General features: G+C 70.3%; 17 protein-coding genes. 7 read left to right on the plus strand and 10 right to left on the minus strand.

Annotated features, from left to right (window positions below; all coding sequences use genetic code 11):
- Positions 1-11 precede the first annotated feature (11 nt).
- A complete protein-coding gene (locus AC1HC7_RS14035) occupies positions 12-1,280 on the minus strand; it encodes a lytic murein transglycosylase (RefSeq protein WP_479499138.1) in 1,269 nt (422 codons plus the stop codon).
- Between the two features lie 119 nt (positions 1,281-1,399).
- On the opposite strand from AC1HC7_RS14035, the gene AC1HC7_RS14040 reads away from it, so the two are divergent.
- The gene (locus AC1HC7_RS14040) at positions 1,400-2,062 is read left to right on the plus strand and encodes a nitroreductase (RefSeq protein ID WP_479497412.1); all 663 of its coding nucleotides are present in this window, start codon (positions 1,400-1,402) and stop codon (positions 2,060-2,062) included.
- A gap of 200 nt (positions 2,063-2,262) precedes the next feature.
- Here the strand turns inward: AC1HC7_RS14040 and AC1HC7_RS14045 are convergent, their stop codons facing one another.
- The 3 genes from AC1HC7_RS14045 to AC1HC7_RS14055 are packed head-to-tail and all read right to left on the minus strand — an operon-like array spanning position 2,263 to position 5,708.
- Complete coding sequence (locus tag AC1HC7_RS14045; protein ID WP_479497411.1) at positions 2,263-3,441, minus strand: amino acid aminotransferase; 1,179 nt, start codon at positions 3,439-3,441, stop codon at positions 2,263-2,265.
- 27 nt (positions 3,442-3,468) lie between these two features.
- Entirely contained in the window at positions 3,469-4,308 is an 840-nt protein-coding gene (locus AC1HC7_RS14050) for a C40 family peptidase (RefSeq protein ID WP_479497410.1), read from the minus strand.
- Positions 4,308-5,708 (minus strand): leucyl aminopeptidase family protein, encoded by a 1,401-nt coding sequence (locus tag AC1HC7_RS14055; protein WP_479497409.1) that lies wholly within the window; start codon positions 5,706-5,708, stop codon positions 4,308-4,310. The genes AC1HC7_RS14050 and AC1HC7_RS14055 overlap by 1 nt, the downstream gene beginning before the upstream one ends.
- 127 nt (positions 5,709-5,835) lie before the next feature.
- Between AC1HC7_RS14055 and AC1HC7_RS14060 the strand changes: the two genes are divergently transcribed.
- Both AC1HC7_RS14060 and AC1HC7_RS14065 read left to right on the plus strand, forming a co-directional pair.
- Entirely contained in the window at positions 5,836-6,084 is a 249-nt protein-coding gene (locus tag AC1HC7_RS14060; RefSeq protein WP_479497408.1) for an accessory factor UbiK family protein, read from the plus strand.
- A 93-nt stretch (positions 6,085-6,177) separates the two neighbouring features.
- Positions 6,178-6,858: a DUF2270 domain-containing protein gene (locus AC1HC7_RS14065; protein WP_479497407.1), complete on the plus strand. Its 681-nt coding sequence runs from the start codon at positions 6,178-6,180 to the stop codon at positions 6,856-6,858.
- A gap of 13 nt (positions 6,859-6,871) precedes the next feature.
- Here AC1HC7_RS14065 and AC1HC7_RS14070 read toward each other — a convergent pair whose 3' ends face one another.
- Positions 6,872-8,281 carry an adenylate/guanylate cyclase domain-containing protein gene (locus AC1HC7_RS14070; RefSeq protein ID WP_479497406.1) on the minus strand — a complete coding sequence of 470 codons (1,410 nt, stop codon included), beginning with the start codon at positions 8,279-8,281 and terminating at the stop codon, positions 6,872-6,874.
- A gap of 207 nt (positions 8,282-8,488) precedes the next feature.
- On the opposite strand from AC1HC7_RS14070, the gene AC1HC7_RS14075 reads away from it, so the two are divergent.
- Together AC1HC7_RS14075 and AC1HC7_RS14080 are read left to right on the plus strand one after the other, a co-directional pair.
- The gene (locus tag AC1HC7_RS14075; protein WP_479497405.1) at positions 8,489-9,268 is read left to right on the plus strand and encodes an enoyl-CoA hydratase/isomerase family protein; all 780 of its coding nucleotides are present in this window, start codon (positions 8,489-8,491) and stop codon (positions 9,266-9,268) included.
- Positions 9,269-9,412: 144 nt separating this feature from the next.
- Positions 9,413-10,597, plus strand: a complete 1,185-nt coding sequence (locus AC1HC7_RS14080; protein WP_479497404.1) for an FAD-dependent monooxygenase — start codon at positions 9,413-9,415, stop codon at positions 10,595-10,597.
- 50 nt (positions 10,598-10,647) lie between these two features.
- Here AC1HC7_RS14080 and AC1HC7_RS14085 read toward each other — a convergent pair whose 3' ends face one another.
- Positions 10,648-11,304, minus strand: coding sequence for an alpha-ketoglutarate-dependent dioxygenase AlkB (locus AC1HC7_RS14085; protein WP_479497403.1), 657 nt, complete (start codon positions 11,302-11,304; stop codon positions 10,648-10,650).
- 331 nt (positions 11,305-11,635) lie between these two features.
- Between AC1HC7_RS14085 and dnaK the strand changes: the two genes are divergently transcribed.
- On the plus strand, positions 11,636-13,567 hold the full coding sequence (dnaK, locus tag AC1HC7_RS14090; RefSeq protein ID WP_479497402.1) for a molecular chaperone DnaK: 1,932 nt from the start codon (positions 11,636-11,638) through the stop codon (positions 13,565-13,567).
- Between the two features lie 104 nt (positions 13,568-13,671).
- Positions 13,672-14,817, plus strand: a complete 1,146-nt coding sequence (dnaJ, locus tag AC1HC7_RS14095; RefSeq protein WP_479497401.1) for a molecular chaperone DnaJ — start codon at positions 13,672-13,674, stop codon at positions 14,815-14,817.
- Positions 14,818-14,885: 68 nt separating this feature from the next.
- On the opposite strand, the gene paaE is transcribed toward dnaJ, so the two are convergent.
- From paaE to paaB, 4 genes are read right to left on the minus strand one after another with little or no spacing between them, the layout of a single operon-like run.
- Positions 14,886-15,965: a 1,2-phenylacetyl-CoA epoxidase subunit PaaE gene (gene paaE / locus AC1HC7_RS14100; protein ID WP_479497400.1), complete on the minus strand. Its 1,080-nt coding sequence runs from the start codon at positions 15,963-15,965 to the stop codon at positions 14,886-14,888.
- A gap of 12 nt (positions 15,966-15,977) precedes the next feature.
- Positions 15,978-16,448 (minus strand): 1,2-phenylacetyl-CoA epoxidase subunit PaaD, encoded by a 471-nt coding sequence (gene paaD, locus AC1HC7_RS14105; protein WP_479497399.1) that lies wholly within the window; start codon positions 16,446-16,448, stop codon positions 15,978-15,980.
- Positions 16,449-16,487: 39 nt separating this feature from the next.
- Positions 16,488-17,246 carry a 1,2-phenylacetyl-CoA epoxidase subunit PaaC gene (gene paaC, locus AC1HC7_RS14110; protein ID WP_479497398.1) on the minus strand — a complete coding sequence of 253 codons (759 nt, stop codon included), beginning with the start codon at positions 17,244-17,246 and terminating at the stop codon, positions 16,488-16,490.
- Positions 17,246-17,530: a 1,2-phenylacetyl-CoA epoxidase subunit PaaB gene (paaB, locus tag AC1HC7_RS14115; protein ID WP_479497397.1), complete on the minus strand. Its 285-nt coding sequence runs from the start codon at positions 17,528-17,530 to the stop codon at positions 17,246-17,248. Before paaB ends, paaC begins: the two co-directional genes overlap by 1 nt.
- Positions 17,531-17,610 lie beyond the last annotated feature (80 nt).

The raw sequence follows: 17,610 nt of genomic DNA on the forward strand, positions 1-17,610 counted from the left end.
CCGCGCGCCGCTCAGCCGCCGGTCGCCATGCGCAGCGCGTCCAGCAGCGCGGCGTTTTCGTAGCCGTCCGGCGCCAGCCCCCGCGCGCGCTGGAACGCCCGGATCGCGCGGCGCGAATTCGGCCCGATGATTCCGTCCGCGCCCTTCGTGTCGTAGCCGAGCGCGGTGAGCCGCTGCTGCAGCTCGATCTTGTCGTCGCGCGACATGGGCCGGTCGCCGCGCGGCCAGGCCCCCCGGATCGGCCCGCCGCCCATGATGCGATCGCCCAGATGCCCCACCGCCAGCGCGTAGGAGGTGGCGTTGTTGTAGCGCTTGATGACCCGGAAATTGCGGAACACCACGAAGGCCGGGCCGCGCGCGCCCGCCGGGGCGATCACCGAAGCCTCGCCCTGAGCCGGCAGCGCCGACCCGTCGAAGCGCGTCACCCCCATCGCCCCCCACTGCGCCGCGCTGCGCCGGATCGACTGATCGGCCAGCGCGTAGTCGAAATCGTCGGGCAGGCGCGCCTCCACGCCCCAGGGCTCGCCCAGACGCCAGCCAAAGCGCGACAGGTAGTTGGCGGTGGAGGCCAGCGCGTCCGCCGCGTCCGTCGTCCAGACGTCGCGCCGCCCGTCGCCGTCGAAATCAACCGCATAGGCGGCGAAGGAGGTGGGGATGAACTGCGTGTGCCCCATGGCCCCGGCCCAGCTGCCAAGCATGCGGTCCGGCGTCACGTCGCCGTTCTGGATGATCTTCAGCGCCGCGATCAGCTGTTCCTCGGCGAAGCCGCGCCGGCGCCCCTGCCAGGCGAGGGTGGCGAGGCTCTCGATCACCGGGATGTCGCCGTAATTGAAGCCGTAGGCGCTCTCCAGCCCCCAGATCGCCAGCACGATCTGGCGATCGACGCCGTATCGCGCCTCGATGCCGTCGAGGATGGCGCGCTTCTCGGCCAGCTGCGCGCGGCCCTCCGCGACGCGGGTGTCGGACACGGCGCTGTCGAGGTATTTCCAGATCGGGCGCGAGAATTCCGGCTGATAGGCGTCAAGCTCCAGCACTCGCGCGTTGACGCCCACATCGGCAAAGGCGGCGTCGAAAACCTCGCCCCGCACCCCCTGCGCCAGCGCCTTGCGCCGGAAGCCGCCGCGCCACTGGGCGAAATCGGCGGGCTGGGCGGGTTGGGCGGCGCCCTGCGCGGGCCGCGCCTGCGGCGCGCCGGCCATGGATCCGGGCCCCTCCGCCGCGGCGCAGCCGCCGAGGATCGCGGCAATCATGCTCAGCAGGCTCAGTCTGACGGCGATCATCGCGCGCTCCGTGTTTGTCGGTTGTCCCGGTCGTGGCGGGAAGCCTATCTTGAGCCGCGCCGCAAAAAAAGGCGAGGCTGCGCGCAAGGCGGCGGCAAACGATCTGAAAGGACCCGCGCATGAAGGTCAACGAAGCGGTGGAGCGGCGCATCTCGGTGCGCGCCTTCCTGCCGGACCCGGTTCCGCGCCCGGTGCTGGAACGCGTGCTGGCGCGCGCGGCGCGGGCGCCCTCGGGGGGCAATCTGCAACCCTGGCTGGTCTCGGTGCTGGAGGGCGCGGCGATGGCGCGGTTTCGCGAGGTCATGGGCGCGCGGCTGGCGGCGGGCGGGCCGGATCCGCTGGAATACCCGGTCTATCCCGAAAACCTGCACGAGCCCTACCGCACGCGGCGCTTCGAGGTCGGCGAGGCCATGTACGCGCTGCTCGGGATCGGGCGCGACGACCGCGCGGCGCGCCTGCGCCGGTTGGCCGAGAACCACGATTTCTTCGGCGCCCCGGCGGCGATGTTCCTGCATGTCGACCGGCGCATGGGGGCCGCGCAATGGGCCGATCTGGGCATGTTCCTGCAAACCCTGATGCTGCTGCTGCAGCAGGAAGGATTCGACACCTGCGCCCAGGAGGCCTGGGCCTGGCATCACAAGACCGTCGACGCCTTCGTGGGGGCCGCGCCGGAGCACATGCTGTTCTGCGGGCTCGCCATCGGTCGGCGCGACCCGGCGCATCCGGTCAACGACTTGCGCGCGGATCGCGCCGAACCGGCGGAATTCGCGCGGTTTCTCTAGGCCGTAACGTCAGACATCGGCGCAAGCCGTTCTCACGTCGGCAAAGCCGACGTCAGCGGGGCGCGCCCCGCTGGAATTCGCTGCGCGAATTCGAGAACGGCGGACCGCCCCGCCCGAGCGCCGCGCATCGAACCGGCGCCGGCCGTTGCGGGGCGGTCCGGCGGGCGCCGCCGCGAAAAACACGCAAACGGCGGCCCGGCTCAGGACACCGCGATCAGCGCGTCGGCGAGGCGGTCGACCTGATCGGCGACGAGCCCGGCGAAGTTGATCCGCCCGCCCGCCACCGCATAGATCGCGTGATCCTCGCGCAGCGCCGCCACCTGCGCGTCGCTCAGCCCCAGCAGCGAGAACATGCCCCGCTGCGCCCCCAGCCCCGCCCAGGCGCCCCGCGCCTGCCGCGCGGCCAGCGCCTGCGCCAGCTGTGCGCGCGTGTCGACGATGCGCGCGCGCATGCGCTCAAGCTCGTTGCGCCAATCGGCGCGCAGCGTCGCATCCTCCAGCACCAATCGCACCAGCGCCGCGCCGTGATCCGGGGGCATGGAGATCACCTCGCGATTGATCGCGCCCAACACCGCCTGCGCCCGGTGGCGCGCCCCCGCGTCCCGGCTCAGGGCGAACGCCGCGCCGGCGCGGTCGCGATAGAGGCCGAAATTCTTCGAGAACGATTGCGCCAGCAGCGCCTCGGGCACGGCGTCGAGCATGGCGCGCATGCCCGCGACATCGGCCTCGACCCCGGCGCCAAAGCCCTGATAGGCCAGATCGAACAGCGGCAGCCAGCCGCGCGCGATCGCGATGGCGGCGATCTCGCGCCATTGCTCGGTCGACAGGTCGGCGCCGGTGGGGTTGTGGCAGCAGCCATGCAGCACCACCACGTCGCCAGGACCCGGTTTGCGCAGCGCCTCGCACATGGCGTCAAACATCAGCGCACCGGTCCCGGGGTCGAAATACGGATAGCGCCCGATCCTCAGCCCCGCCGATTCAAGCAGATTGCGGTGGTTCGGCCAGGTCGGGTCCGGCAGATGCGCCACCGCGCCGGGGCGGGCCTTCGCCGCCAGCCGCCCCAGCGTGAAAAGCGCGCCGCTGCCGCCCACCGACTGCGTGCCTGCCGCCCGCGCGGCCAGATCCTCGCCCAGCGAGAGACGCGCGGCGGCGGCGACGAAATCGAGATCGCCGTTGAGGCCCAGATAGACTTTCGAACGCTGGCTGTCATGCAGGCGCGCCTCGGCGGCGCGGATGGCGCGAAACACCGGGGTCTTGCCCGTCTCGTCGCGATAGACGCCGACGCCGAGGTCAAGCTTGTCCGGGCGCGGATCGGCGCGAAACGCCCCCATCAACGCCAGAATGGGGTCGTCGCCGGTCATGGGCAGGGCTTCGAGCATTCTTTCGTCTTTCTTTCCTTCGCGCCGTCAGGGGCGCCGGCGCGCAATCACCTCGCCGAATTCAGCGGCGGCGATGCGCGCGATCGCCTTGGCCAAGGGTTCGCTCGTCACCGCCATGCGGTGGCCGTTGGCGTGCAGCAAGGTCCTGGAATCGCGCATGATCCCGGCATGGCCGCGCCAGAAGATCAGGTCGCCGCGGCGCAGGGGCGCGTCATCGGCCAGCGGCGCGCCGATCTCGCGCGCCTGCATGTCGCTGTCGCGCGGGCAGTCAACGCCGGTCATGTGCAGCGCCGCCTGCACCAATCCCGAACAGTCGAGCCCCAGCGCCGTGCCCCCGCCCCAGAGATAGGGCGCATGCAGGAACATCTCGGCCACCGCCACGAAATCGTTTTCCCGGATCGGGGCGCCCAGCGGCGCCAATTGCCTCAACGGCGCGAAACCGTCATCGGTGGCCAGGAAATCGCCCTCGGCCCTGCCGGACAGTTCCGCGCCCATCGGCAGGGCGGCGCGCGGCGCGGTCTTGATGTCGGGCGCCGGATACAGCGTCGCGAAAGGCTGCGCCACGCGGTGGGTCGCGGGCGGGCCTTCGGGGCCGAGCCCGGCGGCCGCGCCATAGCCCACATAGCCGTCGCGCGCCGCCTGCAGCCAGCACAGCCCGTCGCGGGTTTCGTAGACATCCGCCAGCTGACCGTAGACCAGTTCCGCGACCAGGCCCTTCGCCCCGGGGGCGGCGCGCAGCCCAAGGGCCGGGCGGATCACCCGGCGCCGCGTCGGGGCGACGAAGCGCGCGGCCTCGACCTGTCCGCGCAGGGCCTCCGCCGCCAGATCCGGGCGGAAGGCGTTGCGCCGGGGGTCGAGGCCGACCATCACGCGCCCCCGTGGCGGCGCGACAGCAGATCGAACAGCGCCCGCACGCCCTGGGCCTCGCCGCCCCTGGGACGTCCGGGTTTCGCGACCGGGACCCAGCCGTAGATGTCGAAATGCGCGTAGCTTTCGGTCTTTTCCACGAATCGCTTCAGGAACAGCGCCGCAGTGATCGACCCGGCCATGCCGCCCGAGGGCGCGTTGTCGAGATCGGCGATCCGGGGTTCGATCAGCGATTCGTAGCCGGGCCAGAACGGCATCCGCCACAGGGGATCGCGCACCCGCGCGGCGGCGGCGGAAATCTCGCCCGCCAGGGCGTCGTCATCGGTGTAGAAGGGCGGCAGGTCCGGGCCCAGCGCCACCCGCGCGGCGCCGGTCAGGGTGGCCATGTCGATCAGCAGATCCGGCGATTCCTCGTCCGCCAGCGCCAGCGCGTCGGCCAGCACCAGCCGCCCTTCGGCGTCGGTGTTGTTGATCTCCACGCTCAGCCCCTTGCGCGAGGGCAGCACGTCGCCGGGGCGGAACGACGCGCCGGAGACCGCGTTTTCCACCGCCGGGATCAGCACCCGAAGCCGCACATCCAGCCGCGCGCCCATGATCATGTGCGCCAGCCCCAGCACATTGGCCGCGCCGCCCATGTCCTTTTTCATCAGCCCCATGGAGGCGCCCGGCTTCAGGTTCAGCCCGCCAGTGTCAAAGGCCACGCCCTTGCCCACCAGCGTCACCCGCGGCGCGCCCTCGCGCCCCCATTCCAGCCCGATCAGCCGCGGGGCGCGGGGCGAGGCCCGCCCGACCGCGTGGATCAGCGGAAAACCGCGCGCCAGCAGGTCGTCGCCGCTGACCACGTCGGCGGCGGCGCCGTGACGGGCGGCAAGGTCGCGGGCGGCCTCCTCGATCTCGGCCGGGCCCATGTCCTCGGCCGGGGTGTTGATCAGGTCGCGGGCCAGCGACGCGCCCTCGGCGATCAGGTTGAGTCCCGGGGCGTCCACGCCCTCGGGGGCCGCGAGGCGGGCGTCGGCGAGGCCGCGCTTGCGATAGCGCGCGAAGCGGTAGCGCGACAGCAGCCAGCCCAGCGCCGCCTCGGCGCGGGACGCGTCGTCGAGATCCGGCGCATCCAGCCGATACAGCCCGGCGGGGGCGGATTCGGCCATCTTGCCCAGCGCGAAACGGGTGCGCGCGCGGGCGCGGGCGTCGCCCCAGCCGAACAGCGCGACCGCCGGGCGGCCCGTCGCGTCGGGCAGCAGCGCCACCTGGCCGAGCTTGCCGGAAAACCCCGTCGCCTCGGCCCAGGCGCGCGCCGGCGGCGCCAATTCGCCAAGCGCGGCAGAGAGCCCGTCGGGGCTGACGAGCCGGATCGGCACGGCGCCGTCGGCATCGGCGCGCGGGGCGAGCTTTTCGGACATGGGGCCTCCTGACCTGTTGCCGGCGCAGCCTACATGGGCGCGCGACCAAGGCAAGGGCCCGCTTGGCGCTGGCAAAATCCGCCGCAACGGCGCATATCATCGGCAAACCCAAGCAGGAGTCGCAAGGATGCAGAACAACAGCCGGTTTTTCGACGATCTGTCCAAACTGATGACCAACGCCGCCGGGGTCGCCCAGGGCGCCAAGACCGAGGCCGAGACCGCCATGCGCGGCATGATCGACCGCTGGCTTGCGGATCATGATTTCGTCACCCGCGAGGAATTCGACGCGGTGCGCGACATGGCGCAGAAGGCCCGCGAGGAGAACGAGGCGCTGGCCGAGCGGCTGGCGGCGCTGGAGGCGCGATCCTCGACCTGACGCCGTCAGCGCCGGCCAGGCTGCGAATCCCGCTGGCGTCGGGGCCTCCGAGCCCGTTAGAGTGGTGATCCGTTTCTCCATGGAACCGTTTGCATGAACGAGCCCAACGGCGCGCCGCGCACCAAGGAATTCTCCGCCGCCGAGATGGGCGCCATCGCGCATCTCTATCGGGGCGAGGTCTATCGTTCGACCATCTGGCGCACGCGACTCGACACCTCCACCAACTGGTCGGTGGTGACGCTGGGCATCGCGCTGTCGCTGACGTTTTCGTCGCCCGACGCCTCGCCGCTGCCGCTGCTGCTGGTGGGGGTGCTGATCATGCTGTTCCTGTCGCTGGAGGCGCGGCGCTACCGATTCTTCAACGTCTGGCGCGCCCGCGCCCGCTGGATGGAGACGCATTTCTACGCGCCCATGCTCTACGAGGGCGACCTGCATCTGGAGGACAACTGGCACAAGACCCTGGCCGAGGATTACCTGCACCCGAAATACCACGTGTCCTACATGACCGCGGTGGGGCGGCGCGTGCGGCGCAATTACCTGTGGATCCTGGCGATCCAGGCGCTGGCCTATCTGGGCAAGCTGGTGGTGCACCCGACCTCGGTGGAAAGCCTCGACATGCTGCTGGACCGCGCCGCCATCGGCCCGGCGCCGGGCTGGCTGATCCTCGGGCTGGGCCTGCTCTACGTGCTCGCGGCGCTGACGCTGGCGATCTGGAGCAAGATGTCGGACAGCCAGAAATTCTTCAGACGGCGCAGCTTCGATTCCATGGGCTGAGGCGACCCGGATTTCAGCCCGCGGCGCCGGCGCCCTCCGCGGCGGGCGGCGCGTCGCGCGCCCAGACCACTTCCGCGCCGCGCCGCCCGGCGATGGGCCGGGCGCCGATCAGCCGGTAGGCCGGCGGCGGGCCGCCGGCGGCGTCCATGACCTCCTGACTGACGACGGCGGCGCAATGCAGCGGGCGGGTGAGGCTTTCCAGCCGGCTCGCCACATTCACCGTATCGCCGAGCACCGCCAGCTCCATGCGCCGATCCGAACCCACGTCCCCGACCACCACCGGGCCGAAATGCACGCCGATGGAGATCCGCATCGCGACCTCGCCCCGCGCGGCGCGCGCCGCGTTCAGGGCGGCGAAGGCGACGAGGATCGCCTCCACGCAGTCCAGCGCGTCACGGGCGTGGCGGCCCGCATCGCGGTCCCGGTCGTCATGGGCTTGCGCCACGCCGAACGTCGCCATGACCCCGTCGCCGATGAACTTGTCAAGCACCCCGCCGGCGTCGAACACCGCCCGCGCCACCAGCGCGTGGGCGTCGCGCAGGAAGGCCACCACCGCGGCCGAGGACCGGCCCTCGGCCCAGCCCGTGAAGCCGACGATGTCGGTGAACAGCACCGCCGCGCGGCGTTCGCGCTCCTGCCCGAAAGGATTGTCGCGCTCGGCCATGCTCTCGGCCAGCCCCGAGGGGAAATACCGCGCGAGATTGGCGCTGCGCCGTTCCAGCGCCGCCTGGCGATGCACCAGCCGGCGCGACCCCTGCACCACCAGCGCCAGCAGCGCGGCGGTCAGCAGCAGGACCGCGACCTGTTGCAGCCAGGACCCCAGATCGACGAATTCCGGGCGCAGGATGACGGCCATCGCCGCGTCCATCTCGGCCCGGGTCGTCGGCTTGGCGAGGGTCAGCGAGGTCACTGTGTCCGGCAGGGCGATGATCGCCGCCCAGCCCAGCGACCAGCACGCCGCGCCCGACAGCCCGCCCCACAGCACCAGCCAGGGGCGAAAGCTGAAGGCGAGCCCCGCCAGCAGCAGGAAGAAATAGCTGATGCCGGCGCCGCGCAGCATCAGCTGCGGGGGCAGCGGAAATTCGCGCAGCGGGCTTTGCCACAGCAGCACGAAGGTCGTCAGCGCGAAGTCGAGGGTCACGAACAGGAACGGCGTCCATGACCGCCCGACCCGCGCCCGCAGCAGCGCGAACTGCGCCCAGCCCAGCGCCGCGAACAGCGCCAGAACGCCAAGGTAATACAGCAGCTCCGGCCAGCCGCTGATCAGCGCCGCGACCGGCGCCAGCGCCGCCATCGCCGCGCTGCGGGCCAACGCCGACTGGCGCATGCGCCGGTCCGCCTCGATGGCGAGCGCGCGCCCGACGCGGCTCTGGTCGCGCTCCAACGCGCCGGGGCGGGTTTTTTCGGTCAAGGCGTCGGTCAATGCGGGCTCCATTCGGCTCGTCGCTGGCGCGCTTGGCGACCATATGACGGCGCGGGCGGACCTGGCGCAAGGCGGCGCCTTTCGCGGGTGACGTTGCGCCGCTTTGCGCGGCGGCTATTGACGGCGCGGCGCGGCGGACTGCTATCTGGTCCCGACAACCGCCCCACCGCTCCCACCGTTCCCACCGCCCGCGCGAGGACATGCGAAATGAACGATTGCAAGACCGTCAATTACAGCGTCGACGGCGCCGTGGCGCTGATCGCCCTGAACCGGCCCGAGCGGCTCAACGCCTTTGACGCCGATCTGCGCCGCGACCTGCTGGCCGCGATCGTCGAGGCCGAGGCCGACGCGTCGGTGCGCGTCGTGGTGCTCACCGGCGAGGGGCGGGCGTTCTGCTCCGGCGCCGATCTCAATGACGGGCTGCGCGGCGCCAAGGTGACCGAATTGCTGCTGGCGGAATTCAAACCCTCGATCGACGCGATCATGGGCTCGACAAAGCCCTATGTCGCGGCGATTCAGGGCGCCTGCGCCGGGATCGGCGCGGCCTATGCGCAGGCCTGCGACCTCGCGGTGATGGAGGAGGACGCCTATCTCTATCAGGCCTTCGCCGCCATCGGGCTGATCCCGGACGGCGGCAATCACTGGCATCTGGTGCAGGCGCTCGGCTACAAGCGCGCCTATCAGGCCATCGTCGAGGCAACCAAGCTGAGCGCCGCGGAATGCCTTGCCGCGGGCATGGTCAACAAGCTGGTCCCCACGGGCGCGGCGCGGCGCGCGGCGCTGGACTGGGCCGCCGACCTCGCCAGGGGCGCGCCGCGCACCCTGCGCTACGCCAAACAGGTGCTGCGCGCCGCCGAGACCGGCGATTTCGACGACAGTTTCCGGCTGGAGGCGGATCTGCAGGCGGATTGCTCGGCCAGCGCCGACACCGCCAACGCGGTGGCGGCGTTCTTCCAGAAGAAGAAGCCGGTCTTCACCGGCGCCTGACCGGGCTCCGGTCGCGGGGGCGGGATGCGGGGGCCCGTCGCGGGGCCAGATCCGGAGGCCGGATGCGGGGGCCAGATCAAGGATCGCGACCGCGACCGGCGCTAGAAACCCGCGACCGTCCGAACCAGTGAAAGGCCGCGCCCCATGTCCAGACCCCTTCGCGTCATCACCGCCGGCGCAGGGCTTGGCGGGCTCGCCGCCGCGCTGGCCTTCGCGCGCGCCGGGGCCGAGGTCACGCTGGTCGAACGCGCCCCGGAACTGCGCGAGGTCGGGGCCGGAATCCAGCTGTCGCCCAACGCCATGAAAGCCCTGGACTGGCTTGGCGTCGGCGCCCGCGTTCGCGGCAGCAGCTTCGCGCCCGAGGCGCTGGAGCTGCGCGCCTGGCGTTCGGGCCGCGTGGTGTATCGCACCCCGCTGGGCGCCGCGATCATCGCCCGCCACGGCGCCGATTACCGGCAGGCGCACCGCGCCGACATCCACGCCGCGCTGGCGCTGGAATGCCGCGCCGCCGGGGTGGACATCCGCCTCGGCGAGACCGTCACAGGCCATGAGGACGGCGCGCTGATCACCGACAAGGGCGCCCATGCCGGCGATCTGATCATCGGCGCCGACGGCGTGCGCTCGGTCCTGCGCCAAGCGCTTTGCCCCGGGTCCGAACCGGTGTTCGCCGGGCATGCGGCGTGGCGCGGGGTGGTGCGCGCCGACCGGCTGCCGCCGGGGCTGGTGCGCCCCAACGCCACCGTGTGGATGGGGCCGCGACGGCATTTCGTGCATTACTACCTGCGCGACGGCGAACTGGTGAATTTCGTCGCCATCGAGGAGCGCCGCGACTGGATCGAGGAGGGTTGGACCCTGCCCGGCGACATCCACGACCTTCGCGACGGGTTCGCGCAATGGCACGAGACCGTGCGCGCCATCCTCGCGGTCGCCGACAAGACCTTTCTTTGGGGGCTGTTCGGCCACCCGACGCTGGCGCGCTGGTCGCGCGGCAACCTCGTGCTGCTGGGCGACGCCTGCCATCCGACCACGCCGTTTCTGGCCCAGGGCGCGGCCATGGCGTTCGAGGACGCGGTGGTGCTGGCCCGCGCGGTGGCGGCGCGCGGGGCGACGCCCGCGGCGCTCGCCGCCTATGAGACCGCGCGAAAGCCCCGCGCCACGCGACTGCAGGCGGCGGCCTTGCGCACCGGCGCGCGGTTTCATTCGCGATCCCTGCCCGAACGGCTGGCCAAATTCGCCGCCATCGAGGCCCTGACCCGCTTCGCGCCGGCCCGCGCGGCGGCGCTCAACGACTGGATTTACAGCTATGATCCGGGGTCGGCGGCGATCTGACGCCAGATGAGGGCGATGACCCGGCGCCCGGCGCGCTGGCTCGGGCGATTTCATCGTCTGACATCCCGCCCCGGTTCGGCCCCGCCCGCGCCCGGCGCCCGGTCCCGCACCACCCGGAGCGTCAGGTTGATCCGCCCGCCCCGCGGCAGCAGCGCCGAACCGCCGAATCGCACCCGGTCGATGCCGTGACGGGCCAGCCGCGCGGCGCCGCCGATCAGCGCCACGTCGCCGCTTTCCAGCAGCATCGAGGCCGTGGGATCGCCGCGCCGGGCGCCGCCGACCCGGAACACCGCCGGATCGCCCAGCGAAATCGACAGCACCGGGGCGGAAAAGTCGCCCTCGTCGCGGTCCTGATGCAGCCCCATGCGCGCGCCCTTGCCATAGAAATTCACCAGACAGCTGTCCGGCGGATCGGGCCAGCCCGACAGCGCCGCCCAGACCGCCAGCGCGCCCGGCGGGATCGGCGGCCAGGCCATGCCCGCGGGGTGGCGCCCGGCGTAGCGGCATCCCTGGCGCGAACTGACCCAACCGACCCGCCCGGCCGAGGTCATGCGCACGCTCATGGGCTTGCCCCAGGGGGTCTGCGGGCGCATGAACGGGGCCACGGCGGCGACGGCGCGGGCCTCCTCCACCAGCGCCGCGCGCGCCGCGGGCGCGAGCCAGCCCTTCCAGATCTTCACGCCGTTGAGATCGAGCGGCCGGTCCATCACGTCCCTCCCCGCGCCAAGGCGGGGGCGCCGCCCGCGCGCCCGCCAGAATCGCCTCGCGCCGGTGCGCGCGCAACCCGAAAGGCGCCGCGAAAATTCCCGCCGGCAACCTGAACCCAGCCTGAATCCGTCGATTCGCCGCCTTTATGCAAAATATCGCGCATTTGCAGACCCGCACAGCGCCGCAGCGCCTTGCGGGGCGTCGCCGCGCGCCTTATATCCCTGCCAACACCGTGATGCGCCGTCAGGATTTGGGCGCGTCGCATGGGATGGAGGACGGGGGCCTCGATCGGGACCCGGCCTCTCAGATCGCCAGATGAAAGGACAGCCTATGTCGAAAGTGATCGGTATCGATCTCGGCACCACCAATTCCTGCGTCGCCATCATGGACGGCTCGCAGCCGAAAGTCGTGGAGAATTCCGAAGGCGCGCGCACCACGCCTTCGATGGTCGCCTTCGCCGAAGACGAGAAACTGGTCGGCCAGTCCGCCAAGCGGCAGGCCGTGACCAACCCGGAAAACACCCTGTTCGCGGTCAAGCGCCTGATCGGGCGCCGCATCGACGACCCCATGGTCGCCAAGGACAAGGGCATGGTGCCCTTCCACATCGTGGAAGGCCCCAACGGCGACGCCTGGGTCGAGGCCCGCGGCAAGAAATACTCGCCGGCGGAAATCTCCGCCTTCATCCTGCAGAAGATGAAGGAAACCGCCGAAAGCTATCTCGGCGAGACCGTCACCCAGGCGGTGATCACCGTGCCCGCCTATTTCAACGACGCCCAGCGTCAGGCCACCAAGGACGCCGGCAAGATCGCCGGGCTCGAGGTGCTGCGCATCATCAACGAACCGACGGCGGCGGCGCTGGCCTACGGGTTGGACAAGAAGGAAGACAAGACCATCGCGGTCTACGACCTCGGCGGCGGCACCTTCGACATCTCGATCCTTGAAATCGACGACGGGCTGTTCGAGGTGAAGTCCACCAACGGCGACACCTTCCTCGGCGGCGAAGATTTCGACATGCGCATCGTCGATTACCTCGCCTCGGAGTTCAAGAAGGAGAACGGCGTCGATTTGCGTCAGGACAAGCTGGCGCTGCAGCGTCTGAAGGAAGCGGCGGAAAAGGCCAAGATCGAGCTGTCCTCGTCGAGCCAGACCGAGATCAACCAGCCCTTCATCTCCATGGACCCCAAAAGCGGCACGCCGCTGCATCTGGTGCTGAAGCTGACCCGCGCCAAGCTGGAAAGCCTGGTCGAGGACCTGATCGCGCGCACCCTGAAGCCCTGCGCCGCGGCGCTGAAGGACGCCGGCGTGTCCAAGACCGAGGTCGACGAGATCGTGCTGGTCGGCGGCATGACCCGCATGCCGCGCGTCATCGAGGAAGTGTCGAAATTCTTCGGCAAGGAGCCCCACAAGGGCGTCAACCCCGATGAGGTCGTGGCCATGGGCGCCGCCATTCAGGCCGGCATCCTGCAGGGCGACGTGAAGGACGTGGTGCTGCTCGACGTGACCCCGCTGAGCCTCGGCATCGAGACCCTGGGCGGCGTGTTCACCCGGCTGATCGACCGCAACACCACGATCCCGACCAAGAAGTCGCAGATCTTCTCCACCGCCGACGACAACCAGTCGGCCGTGACCATCCGGGTGTTCCAGGGCGAACGCGAAATGGCCGCCGACAACAAGATCCTCGGCCAGTTCAATCTGGAAGACATCCCGCCGGCGCCGCGCGGCATGCCCCAGATCGAGGTGACCTTCGACATCGACGCCAACGGCATCGTGTCGGTGTCCGCCAAGGACAAGGGCACCAACAAGGAACAGAAGATCACCATTCAGGCCTCCGGCGGCCTGTCCGACGAAGACATCGAGCAAATGGTCAAGGACGCCGAGGCCAACGCCGACGCCGACAAGGCCCGCAAGGAATCGGTGGAGGCCAAGAACCACGCCGAAAGCCTGCTGCACTCGACCGAGAAAAACCTTGCGGAGCACGGCGACAAGATCGACGCCGAGGTGAAGAAGGCCATCGAGGACGCCGCGGCCGAGCTCAAGACCGCGACCGAGGGCGATGACGTCGAGGCCATCAAGGCCAAGTCGCAGGCGCTCACCGAAGCGGCGATGAAGATGGGCGAGGCGATCTACAAGGCCCAGGCCGAGCAGGCCCAGGCCGCCGAAGCCGGACCCGGCGAGCAGCCCGAGACCGCGGCCGGCGGCCAGGATGACGACGTGGTCGACGCCGACTTCACCGAGGTGAAGGACGACGACAAGAAGAGCTGACCGGCGGGCCGGTTTCCCTCGCGCAGACGGCGGGCCCCGCCCCCTGACCTCAGGGGGCGGGGCCGTCGCGTGAAGGGCGCCCCGCTTTCGGGAGTAAGTCACAGATGGCGAAACGCGACTATTACAATGTGCTGGGGGTCTCCAAGGACGCCTCCGCCGCCGAACTGAAAAAGGCCTATCGCACCAAGGCGAAGGCGCTGCATCCCGACCGCAATTCGGACAATCCCAAGGCCGAGGAGCAGTTCAAGGAAATCAACGAGGCCTATGACTGCCTCAAGGACGAACAGAAAAAGGCCGCCTACGACCAGTTCGGCCATGCCGCCTTCGAGGGCGGCGGCCCAAGCCGCGGGGGGTTTCGCCCCGGGCCGGGCGGCGCGCATTCCTCGGCCTTCTCGGATGTCTTCGACGACCTGTTCGGCGATTTCATGGGCGGCCAGCGCCGCGGCGGGCGGCGCGGCGGCGCCATGCGCGGTTCGGACCTGCGCTACAATCTGCGGGTGACGCTGGAGGAAGCCTATTCCGGCAAGCAGCAGACCATCACCGTCCCCGGATCGGCCAAATGCGAGACCTGCAACGGCACCGGCGCCGACGGCGGCGCCGAACCCGCGCAATGCCCGACCTGTTCGGGCATGGGCAAGGTGCGCGCGCAGCAGGGTTTCTTCACCATCGAACGCACCTGCCCCACATGCAGCGGGCGCGGTCAGATCATCAAGAATCCCTGCGGCGCCTGCGCCGGCGCCGGCCGGGTGCAGCGCGACCGCACGCTGAACGTCAACATTCCGCCGGGGGTGGAGACCGGCACCCGCATCCGCCTCGCCGGCGAGGGCGAGGCCGGGACCCAGGGCGGGCCGTCGGGCGATCTCTACATCTTCATCGAAGTGCGCGAACACGCGATTTTCGACCGCGAGGGCCCGGACCTGCATTGCCGCATCCCGGTGCCCATGAGCACCGCCTCGCTTGGCGGCGAGATCGAGGCGCCGCTGCTCGACGGCGCCCGCACCCGGGTGAAGGTGCCCGCGGGCGTGCAATACGGCAAGCAGCTGCGGCTGCGCGAAAAGGGCATGCCGTCCTTGCGCGGCGGGCGGCGCGGGGACCTGTATCTGGAACTGGCGGTGGAGACCCCGGTCAATCTCAGCGCCCGCCAGAAGGAACTGCTGCGCGAATTCGAAGCCGCGGGCCGGGACAATTCGCCCGAGACCAGCGATTTCTTCTCGAAGGTGAAGTCCTTCTGGGACGGCATGACCGGCTGATCGCGACGCGACGCGACGGCCGGCCGGGCGGGCGCCGCGGCGACGCGGGCCGCCGCCGACGGCAGGCGTCAGACGGCGTCGAAATCCAGCACCAGCCTGTCGCTGGTGGGCCGCGTCTGGCAGGCCAGGGTGAAGCCCGCCTCGATCTCCCAGGGCTGCAGCGAATAATTCACCGCCATTTCGCCCTCGCCCTCGACGATTCGGCAGCGGCAGGTGCAGCACATGCCCCCGGCGCAGGAAAACGGAATCTCCTGCCCCGCCGCGCTCGCCGCCTCAAGCACGGTCTGCCCCGGTTCGCCGATGGCGAAGCTCTTGCGCGACCCGTCGATGATGGTGACCACCTCGGCGTGATGCGCCGCGGCCTGTTTCGCCGCCTCGGACATCGGGCGCGGCGGCGGCGCGTCGTCGGCCGGGGTGAAGCGTTCGAAATGGATTTTCCGGCGATCCACGCCCATGCCGGCCAGGGCCTCGCCCACCGCGTCGATCATCTCGCCGGGCCCGCACAGGAACACCCCGTCCATCTCCGTCGGCGCGATCAGCCCGGTTTCGGCCAGCCGCGCGACGCGCGCCGCATCGACGCGGCCATGCAGGATCTCCACGTCCTGCTCCTCGCGGCTGAGAACGTGCAGCAGCGTGAAGCGGCCCATATGCGCGTCCTTCAGATCCTCCAGCTCCTCGCGGAACATGATCGAATCGGTGGCGCGGTTGCCATAGACGAAGGTGACGCCGCTCTCGGGTTCGTTCTCCAGAACCGATCGCGCGATCGACAGCATCGGCGTCACGCCGGACCCGGCGGCGATCAGCAGATAATCATGGGCCCCGCCGATCTCGACCCCGAAACGGCCCTCGGGGGTCATCACCTCGATCTGGTCGCCGGGCTTCAGCGCGTCGCAGACGAAGGACGAAAACCGCCCCCCCTCCACCTTCTTCACGCCCACGCGCAGGCTGTCGGTCCCCAGCGGCGCGCAGATCGAATAGGACCGCCGCAGATCCTCGCCCGCCACTTCGGCGCGCAGGGTCAGATACTGGCCCGGGCGGAACGCGTAATCCTCGCGCAGCGCCTCGGGAAGATCGAATGACAGCGAGACCGCGTCGGGGGTTTCCCGCACCACGTCCCGCACCTTCAGGTCATGAAATCGCAACGCCATGCCTTGGCCCTCTCAGATGCATTTGAAGTAGTCGAACGGTTCCCTGCAATCGAGGCAGCGATACAGCGCCTTGCATGCGGTGGAGCCGAATTCGGAGATGCGCTCGGTGTTTTCCGAACCGCATTGCGGGCAGGCGACCACGGTCTCGCCGAACAGCGCGCGCACGGACCCGGACGCCTTGAGCGGCGGGGCGATGCCATAGGCGCGCAGCTTCTCGCGGCCCTCGGCGGTGATCCAGTCGGTGGTCCAGGCGGGGGCGATCACCCGTTCGATCCGGGCCTCGAACCCGGCGTCGCGCAACGCCGCCTCGATGGCGAATTCGATGGCCAGCACCGCCGGGCAGCCGGAATAGGTGGGCGTCACCCTGGCGATCGCCACCCCGCCCTCCAGCCGCACGTCCCGCAGGATGCCCAGTTCGGCGACGTTTATGCAGGGCACCTCGGGGTCGGGCACCGATCCGGCCGCGTCCCAGGCCCGCTGCAACGGGGTCGGCGATCCGCCCGGCGCCGCCGGGCGCCTTGCTCACCAGTTCGCGCCGGGATGGGCGCGGGCCACGTATTGCAGCTCGCACAGCAGATGCCCCAGCTCCTCGCCATGCAGCCCCTCGCGCCCGCCGGACATGGGCCAGCGGATCTCGGGGGTTTCCAGCTTCGCCGCCTCGAAAATCCCGGCGACAGTCCGGGTCCAGGCCGCGCGCAGGCTATCTGGATCCGGGGCGACGCCGGCGTCGCGCAGCGTGTCGGTCACCTCGTCCGCGGCGAACAACTCGTCGGTATAGGGGTGCAGATCCGCGACGGCCTCGGCCATGCGCCGCGCGCTTTCCGCCGTGCCGTCGCCCAACCGGATCACCCATTCGCCCGCGTGGCGCACGTGATAGGCCATTTCCTTCACCGCCTTGCCGGCGATCCCCGCCAGCCGCGCATCGCGCGACTTGCAGGCAGCCTGCCAATACGGCGTCATGAAGGCGGCGAAATACAGCTGTTTCAGCATGGTGTGGGCGAAATCGCCGTTTGGGCGCTCCACCAGCAGGCAATTGCGAAACGCCCGTTCCTCGCGCAGATAGGCGAAATCATCCTCCGAGCGCCCCTTGCCCTCGACCTCGCCGGCGAGCGTGTAGATCGCGCGCGCCTGCCCGATCAGATCGAGCGACATGTTGGGCATGGCCATGTCCTCCTCGACCATGGGCGCATGGCCGCACCATTCCGAAACCCGATGCCCCAGCACCAGGCAATCATCGCCCAGCCGCAGCAATTGGCGAAACAGCGCCTCCTCGACCTGCATCACATGTTCCCCACTTCGTCGGGGATCTCGTAAAACGTCGGGTGACGGTAGATCTTCGACGCGGTGGGCTCGAAATTCTCGCCCTTCTGCGCCGGGTCCGAGGCGGTGATCGCCGCCGAGGGCACGACCCAGATCGACACGCCCTCGCCGCGCCGCGTGTAGACGTCGCGCGCCGCCTGCAGGGCCAGCACCTCGTCGGCGGCGTGCACCGAGCCGGCATGCTTGTGGCTCAGCCCGTTGCGCGGGCGGATGAAGACTTCCCAAAGCGGGGTTTCACTGGTCATGGCTGTTTCTCCTCGCAGGGCCTGCGCCCCGAAAATCACCGGTGGCCGTCAGGCGCAGGGCGGATCCCGATCCGCCATTG

The organism is Oceanicella sp. (assembly GCF_056449545.1).

Excerpts from the sequence above, each read along its gene's own strand:
- AC1HC7_RS14035 (WP_479499138.1), bottom strand. The coding sequence starts at position 1,280 with ATGATCGCCGTCAGACTGAGCCTGCTGAGCATGATTGCCGCGATCCTC.
- AC1HC7_RS14040 (WP_479497412.1), top strand. The coding sequence starts at position 1,400 with ATGAAGGTCAACGAAGCGGTGGAGCGGCGCATCTCGGTGCGCGCCTTC.
- AC1HC7_RS14045 (WP_479497411.1), bottom strand. The coding sequence starts at position 3,441 with ATGCTCGAAGCCCTGCCCATGACCGGCGACGACCCCATTCTGGCGTTG.
- AC1HC7_RS14050 (WP_479497410.1), bottom strand. The coding sequence starts at position 4,308 with ATGGTCGGCCTCGACCCCCGGCGCAACGCCTTCCGCCCGGATCTGGCG.
- AC1HC7_RS14055 (WP_479497409.1), bottom strand. The coding sequence starts at position 5,708 with ATGTCCGAAAAGCTCGCCCCGCGCGCCGATGCCGACGGCGCCGTGCCG.
- AC1HC7_RS14060 (WP_479497408.1), top strand. The coding sequence starts at position 5,836 with ATGCAGAACAACAGCCGGTTTTTCGACGATCTGTCCAAACTGATGACC.
- AC1HC7_RS14065 (WP_479497407.1), top strand. The coding sequence starts at position 6,178 with ATGAACGAGCCCAACGGCGCGCCGCGCACCAAGGAATTCTCCGCCGCC.
- AC1HC7_RS14075 (WP_479497405.1), top strand. The coding sequence starts at position 8,489 with ATGAACGATTGCAAGACCGTCAATTACAGCGTCGACGGCGCCGTGGCG.
- AC1HC7_RS14080 (WP_479497404.1), top strand. The coding sequence starts at position 9,413 with ATGTCCAGACCCCTTCGCGTCATCACCGCCGGCGCAGGGCTTGGCGGG.
- AC1HC7_RS14085 (WP_479497403.1), bottom strand. The coding sequence starts at position 11,304 with ATGGACCGGCCGCTCGATCTCAACGGCGTGAAGATCTGGAAGGGCTGG.
- dnaK (WP_479497402.1), top strand. The coding sequence starts at position 11,636 with ATGTCGAAAGTGATCGGTATCGATCTCGGCACCACCAATTCCTGCGTC.
- dnaJ (WP_479497401.1), top strand. The coding sequence starts at position 13,672 with ATGGCGAAACGCGACTATTACAATGTGCTGGGGGTCTCCAAGGACGCC.
- paaE (WP_479497400.1), bottom strand. The coding sequence starts at position 15,965 with ATGGCGTTGCGATTTCATGACCTGAAGGTGCGGGACGTGGTGCGGGAA.
- paaC (WP_479497398.1), bottom strand. The coding sequence starts at position 17,246 with ATGCAGGTCGAGGAGGCGCTGTTTCGCCAATTGCTGCGGCTGGGCGAT.
- paaB (WP_479497397.1), bottom strand. The coding sequence starts at position 17,530 with ATGACCAGTGAAACCCCGCTTTGGGAAGTCTTCATCCGCCCGCGCAAC.